Raw genomic sequence first — 17,536 nt, forward strand, 5'->3', positions numbered from 1 at the left:
CGAGCTTTCTTTTCATTTTCAATGTATCTGCAATTGCTGCCTTCAATGCTTCCAAAACGATTTGGCTAGTTCTGAATGAGAACCCGGAAAATATTATCGGCTTTGAATCCAAAAATTCAGGTTACTAGCCTAGCTTAAAGATGTGATATCCTTGAGTATCAGGATATCCTCTTGTGGAAAAATGCTCATATTTTGGACGCATGTAAGGGCTTTTTCTGGAGTTGAAGAAAAAAGGACTACCGCAAGATCGGTTAGTGCTCGTGTGCAGCAAACATAAAATAGTCGTCCTGTTCTATCAATTACAGTTTCCTTGCCATCATCAATGTTCTTTTGATCTATTTTAGATAGTTCCTTAATGCCTAAATACTTATCATATGAGAATTGGCTATGAGTTCCTTCTTCATCATCTAATATGACCATAACTCGTTCAAATTCAGCACCTTTGATTCCTTGTTGGGTAGAAAATGGAGACAGGTTGTCTACATAATACTTATAACCCCAAAACTCTGAAGCTTGACAGTTAAGAAAGACTTCCATTGCTGCCATTTCTTTACTGGTTTCAACCTCATGATCTGACTCGCCTTGAACCTCGCCTAATGGAAGGCTTTCGTCGAGGTAGGGAAGCAATCGCTGATCTAATATCAATAATTCATTATCACGGAGGAAATTAAGAACATCTCGATTAGTTGCCCCTGAGTCTGCTCTTAACATTCCTTCAATCTTGAAGGTAGAGTTTCTTAAGCCAAGTAGAAGTTGCGCAAGGTTTTTACCTTGTAAAGCTTCCTTAGCAAGTAGAGGGCAGTGTAGTCGGAGTAAAGAGATAGCTGCAAATTCATCATTCCGCTTAACAGCGTTGCTTAGTGGAATTACAAAAGAAATGAATGGTCGCAAAGGCCATGCTGTACCGTCGAGGAATCCACTCTTGAAAGACTCGGGTGCTTTATCATTCATTGCTGAGTATAAATTGCAAAACCCTAATCGCACTGCTGCCATACGATGCACGATGACAAGTATCTTAACAGACTTGTTCGCATCATCCTCCGTCCAGATAGGGTCATTATTTTTAATTGATATCCATTTTCTCACAAGCCGAAGATACTCATCCCTATTATGATCGGATGGTAATACAAAAATATGGGCGGATCCTTTTACTGCTTGTTGTTGTCCATTGACAGTGATCATACGACCGCGAGTTTGAACAAGATCGTCGCACCTATTTCGAATAGCATTGGCAACATTTAAAACCCGAGTAGGACAACGAAAATTCTCATGTTTTGGGATGCTTAACCAGCCATCTTCGGGCTTAATGTCACCGACTCCTGTCATATATATACGCTGCATTGGATCGCCAAAAAATCCAAGACAAAACCGTTCTCTCATCTGCAATTCAACAGCCTTGAGTGCTTCCACAACACCGGCAGTAGTATCTTGACTCTCATCGACGAATAGAAAGGGAAACTGTTGAGATAATAGCATCCGTAGTAATGGCCGCTCTGTCAAAAGTTGTGTCCCGACTCTTAAGACATCATCATGCCCTAGTAACCCTTTGCTATAATTGCTACCAGTACTATAGTTAAAAGTACGAACCGTTTTAATTTGATGCTTCACAACTTCATAGCGATCAATTTCTCTGAGATTTTTTTCTCGCGTCTTTTGCTGTACACGCAGCCCATAATTCGCAGCTTCATTTCTTAGCTCTAATAGTTTTTCATCTACCCGATCTTCAACCCATTGCTTCAGATCATTCTGGAACGTGCGGACCAACATCCATAAAAAACTATGTATAGTTGAAACATATATTAAAGGATTATTACTGACATCTGCCCATATCTCGCTTGCTGCGATTTCTGTATATGTGATGCATGCGATACGTTGACGATGCTTCGTAAGTTTCGCGCCATGGGCTGTTACTATGGATGCCAATGACTTTACTAGGGAAGTTGTCTTTCCAGAACCCGCCCCAGCAACCATCACAAAACTCTTTTTCTCAGGGGCAACTAGTATATCTTTAAGAGTTAAATCCGCATGCGTGTCCGGTTGTAAAATGCGGCGCATCTTCATGCGGCGATCTCAGTTTCTTGAGGTATAGCCGATATAGCGCATTTCTCTGTTGCATCAGCAACCGCATCTGCCTCCTGATCAATTTCAAAATCGACTTTAGTCTTTAACCACATCAAGCCTTCTCTAATATAAAGGGGGACTACCCATTCTCCATCTTTACGTGTTAGAACACCTAATGCAAACTTCGTTTTATCAAATTTTTTTCTTGTTACTCTCTTGTGAAGACCTTCGGCCAAGGCCTGTGGAGTTGCTGGACTCGTTTTGAGTATTAAGTTAAGTAACTTTTGATTAGTGGCTTGACACCATTCTGCATTCTCTAAACCAAAAGCCTCTTCAAGGGTTCGTCCGCAGAGGGATATAGTCTCAGCATTCCAGGTTACGGCTATCGGAAGTTGATAAGTAACTCGCACGTAAGAGCCATTTAATTGTTGCTCTTTCGCGCTCGCTGTAGCATTAAACAACTCTTCAATTTTATGAAGTTTAGGAAGCCACTGAATTAGTGTTTGATTTGCAGTTACAGCACCTTTTTGTGAGGGAAGGCATGTTTTGCCGTATTTTATTTCAGGTTCGCCTCCTTCTTGGGGAGAGGGAATTTGAATCTCTTTCTCTTCGTCTTCATCTTCGAGTTCCATCTCAGATTTTGTTATTTCACTGACGCTATCAATATCTGTGATTATAAGTGTGGTAATACCTAAAAATTCAATAAGTTCTTTGAAGCGATGGCCAAAAGCCCCACTGACTTCTAAAATACAAAGACAAACTGAACGGAGCGATGGTGCTTCTTTCTCAATCATAAGAGGAAGAAGAAGACGCTCAACATTGCCTTCTACTAAAATTGCTGCATCAGCAAAGAAGAGGTCGCAATGAGTTAGCTTCAAATAGCGTTGAAGGAAATCCCTATCTTTTGGATTATTACCTGGTTGAAAGCCTGAGAGGTTTAAGACCTGAGTAGTCTGATCTCCATCTGTAATATGCCGCCGAAAGTAGCGGATGGGTACAAAGCCACGTTCATATAAGATGTGGGCAGAATGAGTAGTTATTACGAACTGACTTAAAAATGCCCCATCCTCTTCCTCCGGTACACGGACTAAATCAAGAACATTTCTAATAAAAACTTGCTGTAGTTGAGCGTGGAGATGAGCTTCGGGCTCTTCAATAAAAATGAGATGTAAAGGAGGACGATTTTCATCAAATTTCCATTTCGAATGAAGATCAAGTATTTCCACTACCATATATATTAAATTCTTGAAGCCCAATCCGTTGTAGTTGTCTGGCAAATGAACGGCTCCTTCACCCTCTCCAAGAATATAATGTACCTTGGTATCCTGAATCATTACTGTAACTGGATTAAGGGCAGATTTAATTTCGAGCTTTGGATTATTAAGACCCGGATAACCAAGGTTGGATATACTTTGCAAAGTTTCCTTAAATACATCCATTAGATGCCGGTTTAATTCAGCTTCAGATTCGAAAAGAGCTTTCAATGTTGAGTGATCATCTGCGCGCTGTTCAAGATTTCTTTTGTAAAAGGCACTTAATCTTCTTGAGAGATTCTCAGCACGACCTCCTTGTCCGCTAGAATCCGCGAGGTGACGCTGTGCACTTAAGAAATCGACTTGCATCAATGATTTAAGAATAACACCTCCGCCAGGTTCGGTCGTAATCAGATCTGGTTCATAGGATGCATTTTGTTCGAATCTTTCATTAAAGCACGCACGATTGAGCACGAAATAACGGAACTCGAATTCATGCTGTAGCTCCTTTTCTAGATAATCAGTTAAATTTTTTGGCCAGGGGAGATAGCTCCCAGCACCTCCCGTAATTTTTGCAGCGAGATTTTTTCCTTCTTCGAAAGCTTTTCGGTAACGCTGCAATAGTTCTAGTGAATTCGATGCTCCAAACTCAACGCGAATACCAACCTCTGTAGTTTGCCAAGCCGTACTCGGTAGTATTGGGAGCACTAGTCCAAGATCGGATTCAGATACTTTGAACCACAAATCGAGCGTGATAGAAGGTAGAAGAACATCAACGTCGTTTTCTTGAGTATTTTCGCCAATCGCATTGAGCAATTTCCAAACATGAGAGCTGAAATCAAAAAGAGAGAATCTATCTTTTGAACCAGAAAGGAATGCTTGGATTGCATGCGTGGCAGATGTTTTTCCACTATTATTCGAACCAACAAAGATAGATATATCCTTAGCGAGTTCAATATAGACATCGCGCAATCTCCGATAATTCTTAAGTCTATAAGAATATAAATACATACCCCCTCCATAAGAATAACAACCAGAATCAAATAGTCGTTTTTAATATCTAAGCTATCTCAAAAGCATTTCTTGCCAAGCATGACAAATTCAATTATCAGCGAGCAAAGCCGCGTGCTTGTAGTCGGAAGGCTCCAAGTTGCCGCGCAGTTTGTCGGCGGCCAGGAATAGCTGAGCTTCAAATTCGAGATTGGCACCACAGCCATTCATGACCTTTGCGTCTTCTGATTTGGGGCGTCCTCACGCCATCTTGTTTTCCTTCGTATTGGTTACGGAAGCCGCCAATTTGACTGAAACGCTAAAAAGCAATGATGGCGCATGATGCGCCTTAATTTTCAGAAATGCTACAGGTTGTGTCGGCCTTGATCGAATGCAAATGTCCCGTAAGCGGCCACCACATGGCTTTCAACAGAAGAACGACCGAATAGGCGAACACCAACGTCATGGCCTGAGCGAATCATGGCATTGAGCGATGTAGTGATTACCGATGTTTGCGCGGAAGAATGGCTAGTGTTGTTGCCTGATGCAACTTGACTAGCCTTGCGATGCTGAATGATGGACACAAGTTTCCCTTGTATCCCTGAGCCGGAAGTCTAGCGGCTGAGTACTGGTGATGGATAGGGAACTAGTTCTCTTGACTTTTGTAGAAAAATCATTCAAGCAGGGGCTGGAGTCAACTCATCACCGGTAGGTACGTAAGCGGCATCAGCATCATTTTCGAGTTGCCGCCACTGGCCGCCGTTCAACCATTTCTCGCACCATTGAGTGACTTGCTCCGGCAGGGACTGACCAGCTTCAAATTCAGCTTGGCTCGTGCAGGTTCTTCGGTAGGCCACCATGAGCTCTTACAAGTGTAGGTTTTTGAAAAAACCGGAGGCGAGACAAAGGGTTAAGGTACATTGGTGAGTAACGACAAACACCCTGTACCGGAGGAACCGCCATGCCTCGCCCTCCAGAACTGTACCAATGGAACCGGGAGATCGCCATCCACTTTCCCGGCCTTTCGAAGCCGATGGCGATGGGCTTGGCCCTGTGGAGCCTGGGCATGGTCGTGGTCGGCGCTTGCAGCCTTTCGGCGCTGACCGACTGGTGGTCGTGTCGGCTGGGGCAGAAGGGCGACGCGGTGCGGGAGCGCCTGCGCGACGTCTACCGTGGGAAGGAGGCCAAGGCCGGGAAGGAGCGCCGCGAACTCGACGTGGAGGCGTGCCGGGCCCCCTGGCTGGGCTGGGTTTTGGAGGGCTGGGATGGAAACCAGTTGGCGGTCGCCTTGGACGCGACGAGCCTGGGGCAGCGGTTCGTGGTCCTGGCGGTCAGCGTACTTTACCGGGGCTGCGCGGTGCCGGTGGCCTGGAAGGTGCTGAGGGCGGAACGGAAGCATCCGTGGAAGCCCGAATGGCTGGCCTTGCTGAGGCATTTTAAGGACGTCGCGCCCGCGTCGTGGACCGTCCTGGTGCTGGCGGACCGGGGGCTGTACGCCAAGTGGCTGTTCGAGGGGATCCAAGCGCTGGGCTGGCACCCGATGCTGCGGGTGAACTCGGGCGGCACCTTCCGCCCCCGGGGATGGCGGCACTGGCGGCCGTTCACCCGCCTGGTGCCGAAGGTGGGCGACCGCTGGCAAGGCCGGGGGACGGCGTTCGGCGGCAAGCGGACCCGCCTGGACTGCACCCTGTTGGCCTATTGGGGGGAAGGCCACAAGGACCCCTGGCTCGTCCTGACGGACCTGCCGCCGGAAGCCGCCAACGCCTGCTGGTACGGATTGCGCGGTTGGATCGAGCAAAGCTTCAAGAAAATCAAGGGCGGCGGCTGGCAATGGCAGAACACCCGCATGGACGATCCCGAGCGGGCGGAGCGCCTCTGGTTGGCGATCGCCATCGCCACCTGGTGGCTGCTCTCGGTGGGCGGGGAGGCCGAGGCCGGAATGGCCGCCGCCACCTTCCCGGCCATTCCGGGCTCTCCCCGCCAACAGGCCCACCGCTGGCGGCTGGTGGGGATTTTCCGCCATGGCCGTTCCCTGATCCTGGCCGCCCTCTTCGAGCGCCGCGCCTTGCCGGTGGGGAAGGCCCGCCCAGAACCCTGGCCATCGGTGCCAATCCCAACCCCAGGGGCAACCGTGGCGATCCTCACGGGGGCGGTATGAATAAACCTACACCTGTAAGAGGGAAAAGCCCCTCTCCTTAATCAAGGCCATCACGTCTTGAGTGGGCTGGGTCATATTGATATTGTCAGTGTCAATCATGGGGAGAAATTTAGACGGGAATTACGTCAATGTCAACGGAAATTACGTCAGGCGGGCGCATAGCCGAATGGCGAAAAGCAAAAAAGCTTTCACAACAAAAGCTTGCGGATTTAATAGGCGTCAGCCGAAGCTATCTCGGGGATATCGAAGCTGGGCGTAGCGATGCCTCAGCCAAAATTCTTACGTCAATGGCGAAACATACAGACGTAAATTCCGTCTGGCTTCTAACTGGCGAAGGGATGATGGTGCAGGAGCCGCCCCAGGTGCAGCCGGAACCGCCGCCACTACCCGAGCCGACGCCCGAGGATCCCCTGGCGCGACGCAAGGCGATGTTGAAGCTGCTGGTGGACCAAATAGACGACGAGAAAGGGCTAGATGAGATTCAGGTCGAGATTGAGAAAATCGAACAGATGAGGGAACTCAAGCGAGAAGTGGCCGAGCTTCGCCGAAAGGCAGGGTGAGGGATTGGGCCGGGATTGTGCCAAGCCGCACAGGTGGCGAGATAGAGAATTAGTTCACTGACAGCGGGCCGCGAAGTGTGTTATTAAGCGGCCTTACATGCCCCTTGAATGCTGCCAATGCCCCCCGGCGGCGTTATCAAATTATGTGGCGCGGCGGATCCGCTTGGCGGAAATCTATGTGTCGCAAGCCGCGCCGACCAGCTCGCTAAGTTGTTGATCCGGCTACTTCCGCGCTCGTCCGGGCTCTTCCGGGGATTATCAGGCTATCTGTCGCTCCACAGGGTTGACCTCCGGGCGAACCAATTCATCCTGGAAGGCCATCACACCAAGGCGGGGAAACGGCGGATGGTGCCGCTCAACGCGGCGGCGCGGGCCGCGATACTATCCAGGGCGAGCTACCGGGCGGAACGGTGCCCGGATTCGCCTTGGGTGTTCTGCAACGCCGATGGTGAGCGGATCAAGTGCGTCCGGCGGAGCTTCAAGACGGCCTTGCGATGGGCGGGGATCAAAAATTTCCGGCAGCATGACCAGCGGCACAGCGCCGCCGTGTTCATGTCGAGGGGCGGGCGGATTTGGAGGAAATCCGGGATGCCTTGGGGCATAGTGCGGTGAAGACGACCGAAAAATACGCCCATGTCAGCCCCGACCAAGTGCGGGAAACCTATGGACCAGATCATGATCGTGTCACGATCCGGGCACGATGGGAACGAAGAACGCCGCGAAAGGCGGCGCAAATCGTTGATTTGAATGGTGCCCCGAATACGATTCGAACGTACGACCTTCCCCTTAGGAGTTTGGGAGTCGGGTTCGACTAGCATAAGTCGTTCCAGGTACAAGGCCATTTGAAAACAATAGCTTGGGCCATTTTCCCACCTTCCGGGCCACGGGGCAACCGGCTTCCCCGTGGAGGTAAGCAGAGGGTGGCAAGAGGGTGAAAATGAGGGTAAGAATCCAGGCCCGGTTTTTGCCTTGGGGCGGTCTCTCCTTTGGGCCGGAATCGCTTATATTTTGGCTAGTTAGCGATTCCAACTCCCAAAAGCCATGGCCAAACAGAACCCGTCCCTCACTCCCTCGTCGATCCTCAGGGCCAAGCCCGGCGAAACCGTCCGGCGTATTTCGGACTCGGTGCCGCGCCTCCACTTGGTCATCCAGCCCAGCGGGACCAAGGCTCTCGTCTCCCGGTTGGTCGTCAACGGGAAGAAGACCGACCAGACCTTGGCCCGGATCACTTCCACCGACCCCAAGGCCGTGGCCGACATCCTCAGGCAGGCCAGGGAAGAACACCAGAAGCGGTTGGCCCTCACCCAGGAGGGGAAGAATCCCTACCGGGAACGGCAGCGCCCACAGGTTCAGCCCGCCGCCGAGTTGACCGTCCGGGAGGTTTTCGAGGCGTGGTTCCAGCATTACCGGCAGGTGCCCAGCCCGAAGACCCGGCGGTTGCCCACGGAGAAGACCGTCAGCCAGAACCGGCACCGTTGGGACGCCTACCTCGCCCAGGACTTGGCCGACGTGCCGGTCAAGGACGTGACCCGGCCCATGTTGGTCAAAATCCTCCAGGGGGCGGCGACGAGGGCACGGGAGGAATCCCGGCAGGCGCTTTCCATCACCCAGAGGATGTTCCAGTTCGCGGTGGACCACGGGCATAGGCCCGACAACCCGGCCAGCAGCATCACCACGGCGACCATCGGCACCTCGCTATGCGAGCCGAGGACCCGGACCCTCGAACTCCCGGAACTCGTGGAGTTATGGGAACGGGTCGGCAAATCCAAGATGGACCAGTCGGTGGCGTGCGCCATCCGCATGTTGATCCTCACCGCCGCCCGCCGCAACGAGGTGGCCGGGATGCGGTGGGACGAGATAGACGGCGACACTTGGAACATCCCCGCCGCCCGGATGAAGTCCAGGCAGGCCCATAGCTTTCATCTCGGCGGCTTGGCCCAAGGAATCCTCGACGAGATGCGGCCCTTGACCCTCCACACCGGGTACGTCTTCGCGGGCAGGACCGGAAGGGCCGTTCCCGGCGATTCCATTTCCCAGGCGGTGCGGCGGTTCGCCAAGCAACACGGCATCGAGGACTTCCGCACCCACGACCTCAGGCGCTCGGTCGCCACCGGGATGGCCGGGCTCGGTGTCCTCCCCCACGTCATCGAGCGGGTGTTGGCCCACGCGCCAACGAACAAGCTGGTGGCGACCTACCAGCGGCACGACTACAAGGAGGAAATCCGGGCCGCGTTGAAGCTATGGGACAAGCAGTTCGGGGACGCCTTGTTGTTGGCGGCTTAGGCCGTCCAGCCGGACCCGGACGCCGGGGAAGGTCTTCCCATCCTCATTCGTAGACGCCCGTAGCTCCACGCTCCGGGGCTTCCCCCTATTACCCCCACCAGGACCACCCCGGCGAACGCCAGCGGGCGCTACAGTGCCAGCACGGCGGCTCGCGTCCTGGCTGTCAATTCTTCCCTGAACCTGCCTGTCCGACAAGGCGCGTTGGGTACCTATTGCGTGGAAGCGTCTATCTTTTTGAATTTTCAGGGAAAAATAGGGTATTGTTTTTGAAAAATTTTCCGGGTTATAGTCAATACCCCATTCTTGGCATGGCAGGTATCGAACACAACCTTTCGAGCAAAATAACTTTCCCCTCAAAACAGCCCAGATACATTTTTGCCTCCGGGAAATCATCAGATACCCGGCATGGGTTTCTATTGCCTTGAGTTTACGGATTAACTCCGCTGGGGCGATGGGAGCTTTTCAAGCAAAAGTGGGCGCTCGCCTATTGTCGGTTGAATATTGCCATAACTCGCGGCTTTCATCAACAAGCTTCAAAGGCAAGGGGGAGGTATGTGCGAAAGGAATTAAATAGATACTTATTGGAGTTCCTCTCGGAAACTCGGTGGGCCATAATCCACCCTTACCAATCCGGGAGAATGCTTTCACCGGGAAGGCAACCCCAAGTTACTTGGGTTTTTACGACTTATCGAGTTGTGGCCTAAATGATCAATGAATACCTGAATCATCCATACCGGATACTCCGGGGCGAGGAAGCGGCCAAGATGCTTGGCAAGTGCCCGCCAAACCTTTATAGCATCCGTTCGTTTCCCAAAAAGGTACGGCTTGCCTCCAATGTTTCGGGCTGGAAGCTGGCCGAGGTATTGGCATATCTCGCCAGGAAACAAGGAACGGTTTACACGGAACCGGAAGCCCGTCGGGAAGGAATCGTCTACATCACCGACTTGGTTATCCTATTTGGTTTAACCCTTTGGGAAACCAAGCTTTTCGTCACCCGTCCTGAATTCCCTAAAAAGGTGGCGACGCCGGAAGGCGTTGACGGGTGGAAGCTGGCGGAAGTTCTCGCCTTCATCGACCGGATACAGGAGGCATCGTGATGGACGCCGAGAGGATATTTATGGCCCTTGATTTTGACCGGGATGCCAAAGGGCGAATCCTCGGGACGTTGACCAATACCGTGGAAGCCATCCGGTTGGCCATCGGCGGATTGTGGTTTTACAAGGATTCGGGGTTTGGCATGGTTTGCGTGGACGACCACAGGGCCGGAAGGTGGGGCCACTTCATCAGCGACACCGATTACACCAAGGTTATGCTCGCCCTCGAAGGTATCGGGTTTCGGAACCCCCGGAAAACCACAGTCAAGCAGGCCGTCCAGTTGGTGGCGGAAGAGAACCGGGGGAAGCGCAATCCGTGGGGCCGCAGACGCATCTCAGAATGCCCGTAGCGACACGATCCAGGGTTCCCCGGTATTGCCCTACCAGGGAACCCCATAGCGCGGACGGGAAGCCGTCCACGGCACTTTCAACCAAGGAATCAATATGACCAGCACAAAAGAAAGCCGCCCGGCTACGGCGGCTGAAGATAATGCGGATTTGCTTGACGAATCCAATGGCAATAATACCATTATTTTGGCCCAAGAGGAATTCCTTAAAACGGTTTTCCGGGATATAGACTCGGCTGTGGAGGAAATTTGGATTACGCAGTTCCGGGGAAACCCAAAAGAGGAAGGAAATTGGAAAGGGCGGGCGTACACACTCGACACCCTGCCGGAATTCAATTCTCGCTGCAACCAATATTTCTCCATCGCCACCCAGAAACGGGGTTCTTCCAGCCGGACGAATAAGGACGCCTACCGGCGGTTCGCCCTGGTTCTGGATGACGTGGGAACCAAAATCAAAAAGGATTTGCCGTCCCTTATACCCACCTGGAAAATCGAGACTTCTCCGGGCAACTATCAGGTTGGATACCTTTTGCTCCCCCCGGTTGAAGGCAAGGACCTCGCCAAGTTCAATAACCTCCTAAAAGGTATTAGAGATTCCGGGTTTAGCGATCCGGGGTCGAAAACCTCTATCCATTATTTCCGGCTCCCCGGCGGGGTCAACGGCGGCCCCAACGGTAAAGGCCATGTAGTCACCGCCGAACTCTGGAATCCGCAAGCCCGGTATACCCTGGAAGAACTGGCCGAAGCTTTCGATGCGTACCTATCCGGGACCAAAAAGGAGGCTCCCAAGATACCTGAAAAGGACGCCTATCTTGAAGCCTTATCCGACCTTGGCGTTGTCACCGGGAATGGTCTCAACGACCACGGCTGGATCGACATTCTTTGCCCTTGGTGGGAGGAACACTCCGACCGGGCGAAAACCGGGGCGGCTTATGGTGTCGGCATGAGGTTCCGTTGCCATCACGGCCATTGCGAGCACCGTCACTTCCACGACCTACGGCTGTGGATGGCCGGGAAAAAGGTGGACGTGGCGGCGCTGGACCTGAAAATGGAATCCCGTGAGAATTACCTGAAAGTATTGGCCTATCGGATGGTTTACGACCAAACGAGCCACAAGTATTACGACCTAAAGCACCGGGTTTGGGTGGGTATCGAGCCCTTGAACGCCACCCATTTGGACGTGGTTAAGCATCCGGTCCACACCATACTGCTTAAAAGCCCGGAACTGAATAAGGTCATCAACACCACCTATTTGCCGATGGGGTTGCCGTGGAACCGGAGGGTCGAGGGCGGCGAAGCCTTGCCGACTTCGGCGCGGATGCTGATGGATTCCGGGGTTATGCCGCCACGGGATACCACGTTCATCCCGGACCCGGTGAACGAGGACGCCACCAAGGTTCTCAACCTGTGGACGCCGGGGAAAATCAAACCGGCGAAAGACTTCAGGCCGGACATTGCCGACCGCTGGCTTGCCCACCTGAGATGGATGTACCCGGACCCGGAAGACGCCCAGGCCGTTTTGGACTTCCTGACCTGCGTGGTGGCGTTCCGGGGCACCAAAATCAACTTCGCCCTGCTGATGGTGGCGGAAGTGCAAGGGGTGGGCCGGGATACCTTGCTCACGCCCATCCTGAACATACTCGGGCGCGGCAATTATCAACAGCCCAACGCCCAGGTATTGGCGAACCGCTTCAATGGATACCTGCAAAGCGAACTGATCGTTTGCTCTGAACTGGACGCCGGGGATGGGGATAAGGTCAAGATTTACAACCAACTCAAGGAAGTTATCACTATCCCCCCGGACTATTACGGGTTGGAGGAAAAAGGGCTCCCCGTGGTGAAGGTCAAAAAGACGGCGAACCTGATTATCAATTCTAACGACTCACGGGCTTTGATCCTGGACGCGAACGACCGGCGGGTTGACGTAAGGAAGTGCCCCCGCACCAAGGCGGAAACCCTGGAATATGAAGCCACCGGGGCGTATTCCGCCTTGCACGACGAGTATGATGGAAAAATCAGGGTGAACGGTATCGCCGTTGATAACCCCAAGGAATCCAAGCAGCAATACCACGAGCAGCTTTACGCCTGGTTCCTGCAAAACCCTATCAGCCCCACGTTCAACCCCAAGGGGCGGGCACCAACCAGCAGGGCCAAAGAAGAAATGATCGACCGCAGCGCCAGCCGGGTGGATAGGGAGGTGAGGGAAGCCCTGGACGCCGGGGATGGCCCGTTCCAATACGCCCTGGTGGAATTGAAGGAGGTCGAACACTACCTGCAAGACCAAGGGATTCGCTTTGTGGGCAATCAAGTTCTGTACGCCATGGAGCGGGCCGGGTGCAAGAAGTATCCGAAGAAGGTGAAGACGGACAAAACGGCCAACAAGAGCCGCTGGTTTTGGATAACCCGCGACACCGACGCTTGGTTGAAAAGGCCGGGGGTGGACCTGAAAAACCAGTACAACCGGGAGAGGGAGGAATACGCCGACCCGCTGTTTGACTGAGGACGCGGTAAGGCCGGAACCGGGAAAAGCCACCTGTTCTCACTGTTCCGGCAATTTTCCCGCAGTCTGGTGGGTTGGAACCCCACCCTGAACCCCAGCCCGGAACCCCTCTTAGCCATTCCCTTTTTCAATATAAGCTATTGATTTATAATTGAATTAAGTAGAGTCAATGAAAGTGGGGTGCAGAGGGGTTCCGGGGTGCAGGGCTAAACGCAGTTCGGCGGAGCAACGTTTTCATTTCTCGTCGGCGAGCATCAATGGGGAATAAAGCAAAAAATGGGCTGGAACCCCTGCACCCCGGAACCCCTTCCGGCTTCAATGGCGTTTCGGGCCGACCACGGGGACGACGGTTCAACCATCGTCGGCTGAGGGGGTAGGACGACACTCGGGGTTGGCTCGGTTGAGCCGTGCCGGGTGAATTGGGTTCCGGCGTTGCCAATCGGCCTCACGGTCGGCGACTGGTGGACCGGAGCCGGGTCAAGGCTTCCCCACCGCTTAGCCGCTCGTAGACGCCCATAGCTCCACGATCCGGGGAATCCGGTGGATAGCCCTGTGCCCCTCTCCCAAGCGAACACCTACGGGCGTCTACGGCCCAGCCCAACACGGTAGTTCCCGCATCCGGCATGACTCGGCGTTTGGTGCATATCAATGCTTCGGCTGCCACCATCATCTCCACTGCTCCGAAACTACAGTTGACTTAGATAGCTTTGCGTGATACTTATAGTCATCTTTTGGTTCATTTTAAAAGGGGTATAAATTGAATAAACAGGCTGTGCTATTTGAAGATGACTTCTTTGAAGATGAGATTCAGAGGTGCTTTTTTGAAAATATTAAATTATCCGGCTTTTCCTATGAAGAGGTGGATATTGGAGATATTACCTTCAAGGCTGGGCAGGAGGAGTCTATTCATCGTTGGTACCGGCTAACGCCAAGCTATTCGCCTGAGCTAGTTAGGTTCTTTTTGAAAGAATTTAAATTAAAAGAAAATGATGTGGTATTCGACCCATTCTCGGGGAGGGGCACAACTGCGATTGAGTGCCAAAAGAAGGGGATAGAGTGTATTTCCTTTGAAATCAATCCATTGCTGCAAGCGGTTGGCGAAAAATCATTGCGTTGGTCTAATGACTATGACTTTTCCTTATTTAATAAATATATAACTGAATGTCGGGGGTTGGTTAAAAAGCACCATAATCAAACCCCTGATGAGGTAGCAGCTTCTTTTAGAACGACCATCCCGATCATTCATGACGTCTATCGCTGGTGGAGGCCAAGTGTATTGCGAGATTTGATTATATTTAGGAGTGTTTTATATTTTGAATCTTATCGCAATATTCAGGATTTGCTTTGGGTCGCGATAAATAAAGCCGCCCTTGACTGCGCCAACATACATAGAAATCATCCAACAATTACGTTTGATGATGATCATGGTCGAGAGATTTATGTTGATTATGAAATAGAAAACAATCTGACTGCAATCAGGAATGATTTAATTAGATATTGTGGTCCAAGGCGGGAAACGTCAAAAATAATATGTTGCGATTCTGTCAATATTGATGCTGGCTTTTTGGGTGACCTCCAGATTGACGCGGCAATCACATCGCCACCTTATCCCAATAGATTTAGTTATGTTCATCAGACTCGTCCGCAGTTGCATTTTATGGAATTGCTTAGCGATCGAGGGGCGGCGACTGAAATCGATCTGAAAGCTATTGGCGGCACTTGGGGGCGTGCCACTTCAATTCTCCAAAAAGAGTTGATTATTCCTGACGAAGAGCTAAAACAGCATTTGTGCTATTACGATGAGTTGAGCCGCAAAAGTATTCTTATGTGCAATTATGCAACAAAATACTTTTCCGATATGCGGCTCCATATAAGGGGTATTCGCCCTTATCTCAAACAAGGTTTTCGTGGAGCTTATGTTGTAGGTAACTCTCGGCTCTCGGGAATTGAGATTTTCACCGAGGTCATTCTCGGTAAAATTTTTGAAAGCGAAGGCTTCTCTGTTCAGAAGATAGTTTCTTTCAGAAAGAGAGGCGGAAGAAAGCGGCTTTATGAAACAGCCGTAGTGGTCAGCCGATAGATAGAGCTGTATTTATAGATTCTGAGAAATGATCTCTATGTCTAAACATAAAATCGTGAAGATCAAACCCGGTTATCGCATGGATTAACCTAAACGTATCTGCTCCCTCATACAAATCCCACGAATTCCTTAGACGGGTCACAGGAGACCTTAACGAAGTTTCGCAGAATATTAACATGACAGGGAGTATATTATTTGCTTTTAGTGCCAGCGCCATATCATAATCTGCTTGAATTCGTTTTGAGTCTCCTATTTGATAGCAAGACCTTAACTCAAATCCAACGCCGTCAAAACTACGCCAATCCAAAGGAAAGTTATCTTTATATTTTTCCTTCGGTATAAGCCCATCAGTTGAACGCTCTTGGAATCGATCATTTATTCTGACGTTAACGCTGAAATGTAGGTCATGCTCAGGGATATTAAAAACCTTTATTAGAAGATAAGAAAAAATATTTTCATACATATCCCCTATTTTTCTGTGGAGAGAAGTGATGAGGTTGCCCCCTATTCTAGCCATCACATACTCATCCGTCCCGAGGCCCAAGTGACAGAAAGCTGGATCATTGTTTATCAAGCCAATAAAATCAGCTTTTGAATTAACGCCAGGATAGCTTGCGAACGGATCGAAGCTATGGACTCTGTTTAAGTTTCTCAATGCGATAGAGAGAAGCTCTTGCTCATTTATGCGAGTCGTCATTATTTTTATTTTCTGCGTTATAAAATATTGTGGATGCATTAACTTGAAGGGCGCCGCATATCTTCAAGAAGCTTACAAGCGTTATGTTCCGCTCCCCTCTTTCAACTGAGCCGATGTATGTGCGATGAAGCCCCGACTTACCAGCTAATTCTTCTTGAGACATACCTTTTAAAACCCGAACTGCTTTTAGCTCACTAACTATGTTTTTGTATAAGTTCTCATTCATGGCTATTATTCGGGTATAAAGCACTCGTTATCATCCGCACGAGATGACTATCGGTCTACAGACTATAAGTATCATTTTTCAGTGTTGGTTCTGGAAAACAACAGCTTAGTATCAAGCTTTTGAAAGGACTGCTGGACTGCATCGGGGCAGGGGTGAACATCGACGACCGGAAGTTCACCGAAGGACTACGAGAAGCCGTCAAGATTACCCGCCGGGAAGAAAGCCTGTTCGATGGCGTCGTCGGGCATTGCGCCGTGCTGGCCCGTCTGGAAAGGGAAAGGATCGCCCAACAAGCCCAACGGGTATTGTTCGAGCCGGAAGGCTACCTTCACCCACGGGACTTGATCGCCACCCTCATGAAGCGGATGCGCCGGGAGTGCGAGGCGCAGGGCATCGTCAAATCCGACGAGGAACTACGGTATGCCCTGGATTTGATTTTCGTCAGGTTCCCCGGACTGGTCCGCAGGGCGGCGAGGGAATGCGCGGCCTGCTTTAAGGAACTCCACGACACCGCGCCCCTGCCCGAACGCCTGGAACTCCCATTCGCCACGGCCAAGTCCCGGCTCAACGTCTACGGCGTCATCCCGCCGGATTTGAACCTGGACGAACGAGCCTTCGCCGAACTCCTGGATGCGGACCTGACCGACACCGTGGAATGGTGGCACCGGAACGAGTCCGGCAAGCCCTGGTCCATCGGCCTCGTCCTGCCGAGCGGTAAACAATACTTCCCCGACTTCGTAGTGAAGGTGCGGAAGCGCACACGGGGCAACGGCCTATTGCTGTTGGAAATCAAGGGAAGCCATATTCTCAACGACACGGGAACCCTGGACAAAGCCATTGCCGAGCATAAGCTCTACAAGGCCCCGCTGATGCTGGTCCGGGACCGCGACGGCGGAAGGTTCATGACTGTGAAGCCCAACGACAAGGGCGACAAAAACCAACTCGACCAAGTTTTCTACGTGGAGAACATGGCCCAATACTGACGGTGGGGCGGCGAACCATCTTCCCGCCTCACCCTCCTTCAAGCAAAATGAGGGTAAGCGAGAGGGTGAGAACACCCCGCCAACGAAAAAAGGCCCACCCCCTTGCAGGGATAAGCCTTTGATAAATATGGTGCCCCGAATACGATTCGAACGTACGACCTTCCCCTTAGGAGGGGGACGCTCTATCCTACTGAGCTACCGGGGCCGTGGGAAAAGAGGCGGCTATTCTAGCACCTCAGCCGCCGGATTGCGCCCCCTGGCCGTCTTTCCAAAGCCCATCCCGCCGCGCCCCCGCCGAAAGGAG

13 protein-coding genes and 1 tRNA gene are annotated in these 17,536 nt (G+C 51.5%); 9 read left to right on the plus strand and 5 right to left on the minus strand.

Annotated features, from left to right (window positions below; genetic code table 11):
• Positions 1-129: 129 nt before the first annotated feature.
• Positions 130-2,061 (minus strand): UvrD-helicase domain-containing protein, encoded by a 1,932-nt coding sequence (locus K5658_RS04020; protein WP_221065696.1) that lies wholly within the window; start codon positions 2,059-2,061, stop codon positions 130-132.
• Positions 2,058-4,325, minus strand: coding sequence for an ATP-dependent nuclease (locus K5658_RS04025; RefSeq protein WP_281425931.1), 2,268 nt, complete (start codon positions 4,323-4,325; stop codon positions 2,058-2,060). The genes K5658_RS04020 and K5658_RS04025 overlap by 4 nt, the downstream gene beginning before the upstream one ends.
• Positions 4,326-5,265: 940 nt before the next feature.
• Here K5658_RS04025 and K5658_RS04030 point away from each other — a divergent pair.
• The 8 genes from K5658_RS04030 to K5658_RS04065 all read left to right on the plus strand — a co-directional run bounded on the left by K5658_RS04030 (position 5,266) and on the right by K5658_RS04065 (position 15,326).
• Complete coding sequence (locus K5658_RS04030; RefSeq protein WP_221063161.1) at positions 5,266-6,462, plus strand: transposase; 1,197 nt, start codon at positions 5,266-5,268, stop codon at positions 6,460-6,462.
• Between the two features lie 128 nt (positions 6,463-6,590).
• A complete protein-coding gene (locus K5658_RS04035; protein WP_221065698.1) occupies positions 6,591-7,022 on the plus strand; it encodes a helix-turn-helix domain-containing protein in 432 nt (143 codons plus the stop codon).
• A gap of 117 nt (positions 7,023-7,139) precedes the next feature.
• Positions 7,140-7,634 (plus strand): tyrosine-type recombinase/integrase, encoded by a 495-nt coding sequence (locus K5658_RS24145; protein WP_425515944.1) that lies wholly within the window; start codon positions 7,140-7,142, stop codon positions 7,632-7,634.
• A gap of 429 nt (positions 7,635-8,063) precedes the next feature.
• A complete protein-coding gene (locus K5658_RS04045) occupies positions 8,064-9,305 on the plus strand; it encodes a tyrosine-type recombinase/integrase (RefSeq protein WP_221065700.1) in 1,242 nt (413 codons plus the stop codon).
• Between the two features lie 704 nt (positions 9,306-10,009).
• The gene (locus K5658_RS04050) at positions 10,010-10,402 is read left to right on the plus strand and encodes a helix-turn-helix transcriptional regulator (RefSeq protein WP_221065701.1); all 393 of its coding nucleotides are present in this window, start codon (positions 10,010-10,012) and stop codon (positions 10,400-10,402) included.
• The gene (locus tag K5658_RS04055) at positions 10,402-10,749 is read left to right on the plus strand and encodes a hypothetical protein (RefSeq protein ID WP_221065702.1); all 348 of its coding nucleotides are present in this window, start codon (positions 10,402-10,404) and stop codon (positions 10,747-10,749) included. The genes K5658_RS04050 and K5658_RS04055 overlap by 1 nt, the downstream gene beginning before the upstream one ends.
• Positions 10,750-11,275: 526 nt before the next feature.
• Entirely contained in the window at positions 11,276-13,246 is a 1,971-nt protein-coding gene (locus K5658_RS04060; protein ID WP_221065703.1) for a primase-helicase family protein, read from the plus strand.
• A gap of 757 nt (positions 13,247-14,003) precedes the next feature.
• Positions 14,004-15,326, plus strand: a complete 1,323-nt coding sequence (locus K5658_RS04065) for a DNA methyltransferase (protein ID WP_221065704.1) — start codon at positions 14,004-14,006, stop codon at positions 15,324-15,326.
• On the opposite strand, the gene K5658_RS04070 is transcribed toward K5658_RS04065, so the two are convergent.
• Entirely contained in the window at positions 15,316-16,023 is a 708-nt protein-coding gene (locus K5658_RS04070) for a hypothetical protein (protein ID WP_221065705.1), read from the minus strand. The genes K5658_RS04065 and K5658_RS04070 overlap by 11 nt on opposite strands.
• A complete protein-coding gene (locus K5658_RS04075) occupies positions 16,004-16,249 on the minus strand; it encodes a helix-turn-helix domain-containing protein (RefSeq protein WP_221065706.1) in 246 nt (81 codons plus the stop codon). Before K5658_RS04075 ends, K5658_RS04070 begins: the two co-directional genes overlap by 20 nt.
• 119 nt (positions 16,250-16,368) lie before the next feature.
• Here K5658_RS04075 and K5658_RS04080 point away from each other — a divergent pair, with 119 nt between their 5' ends.
• Entirely contained in the window at positions 16,369-17,232 is an 864-nt protein-coding gene (locus K5658_RS04080; RefSeq protein ID WP_221065707.1) for a hypothetical protein, read from the plus strand.
• A gap of 128 nt (positions 17,233-17,360) precedes the next feature.
• Here K5658_RS04080 and K5658_RS04085 read toward each other — a convergent pair.
• A tRNA-Arg gene (locus tag K5658_RS04085) sits at positions 17,361-17,437 on the minus strand.
• Positions 17,438-17,536: the final 99 nt, after the last annotated feature.

It is taken from the genome of Methylomagnum ishizawai (assembly GCF_019670005.1).
Taxonomy (GTDB): Bacteria; Pseudomonadota; Gammaproteobacteria; order Methylococcales; family Methylococcaceae; genus Methylomagnum; species Methylomagnum ishizawai.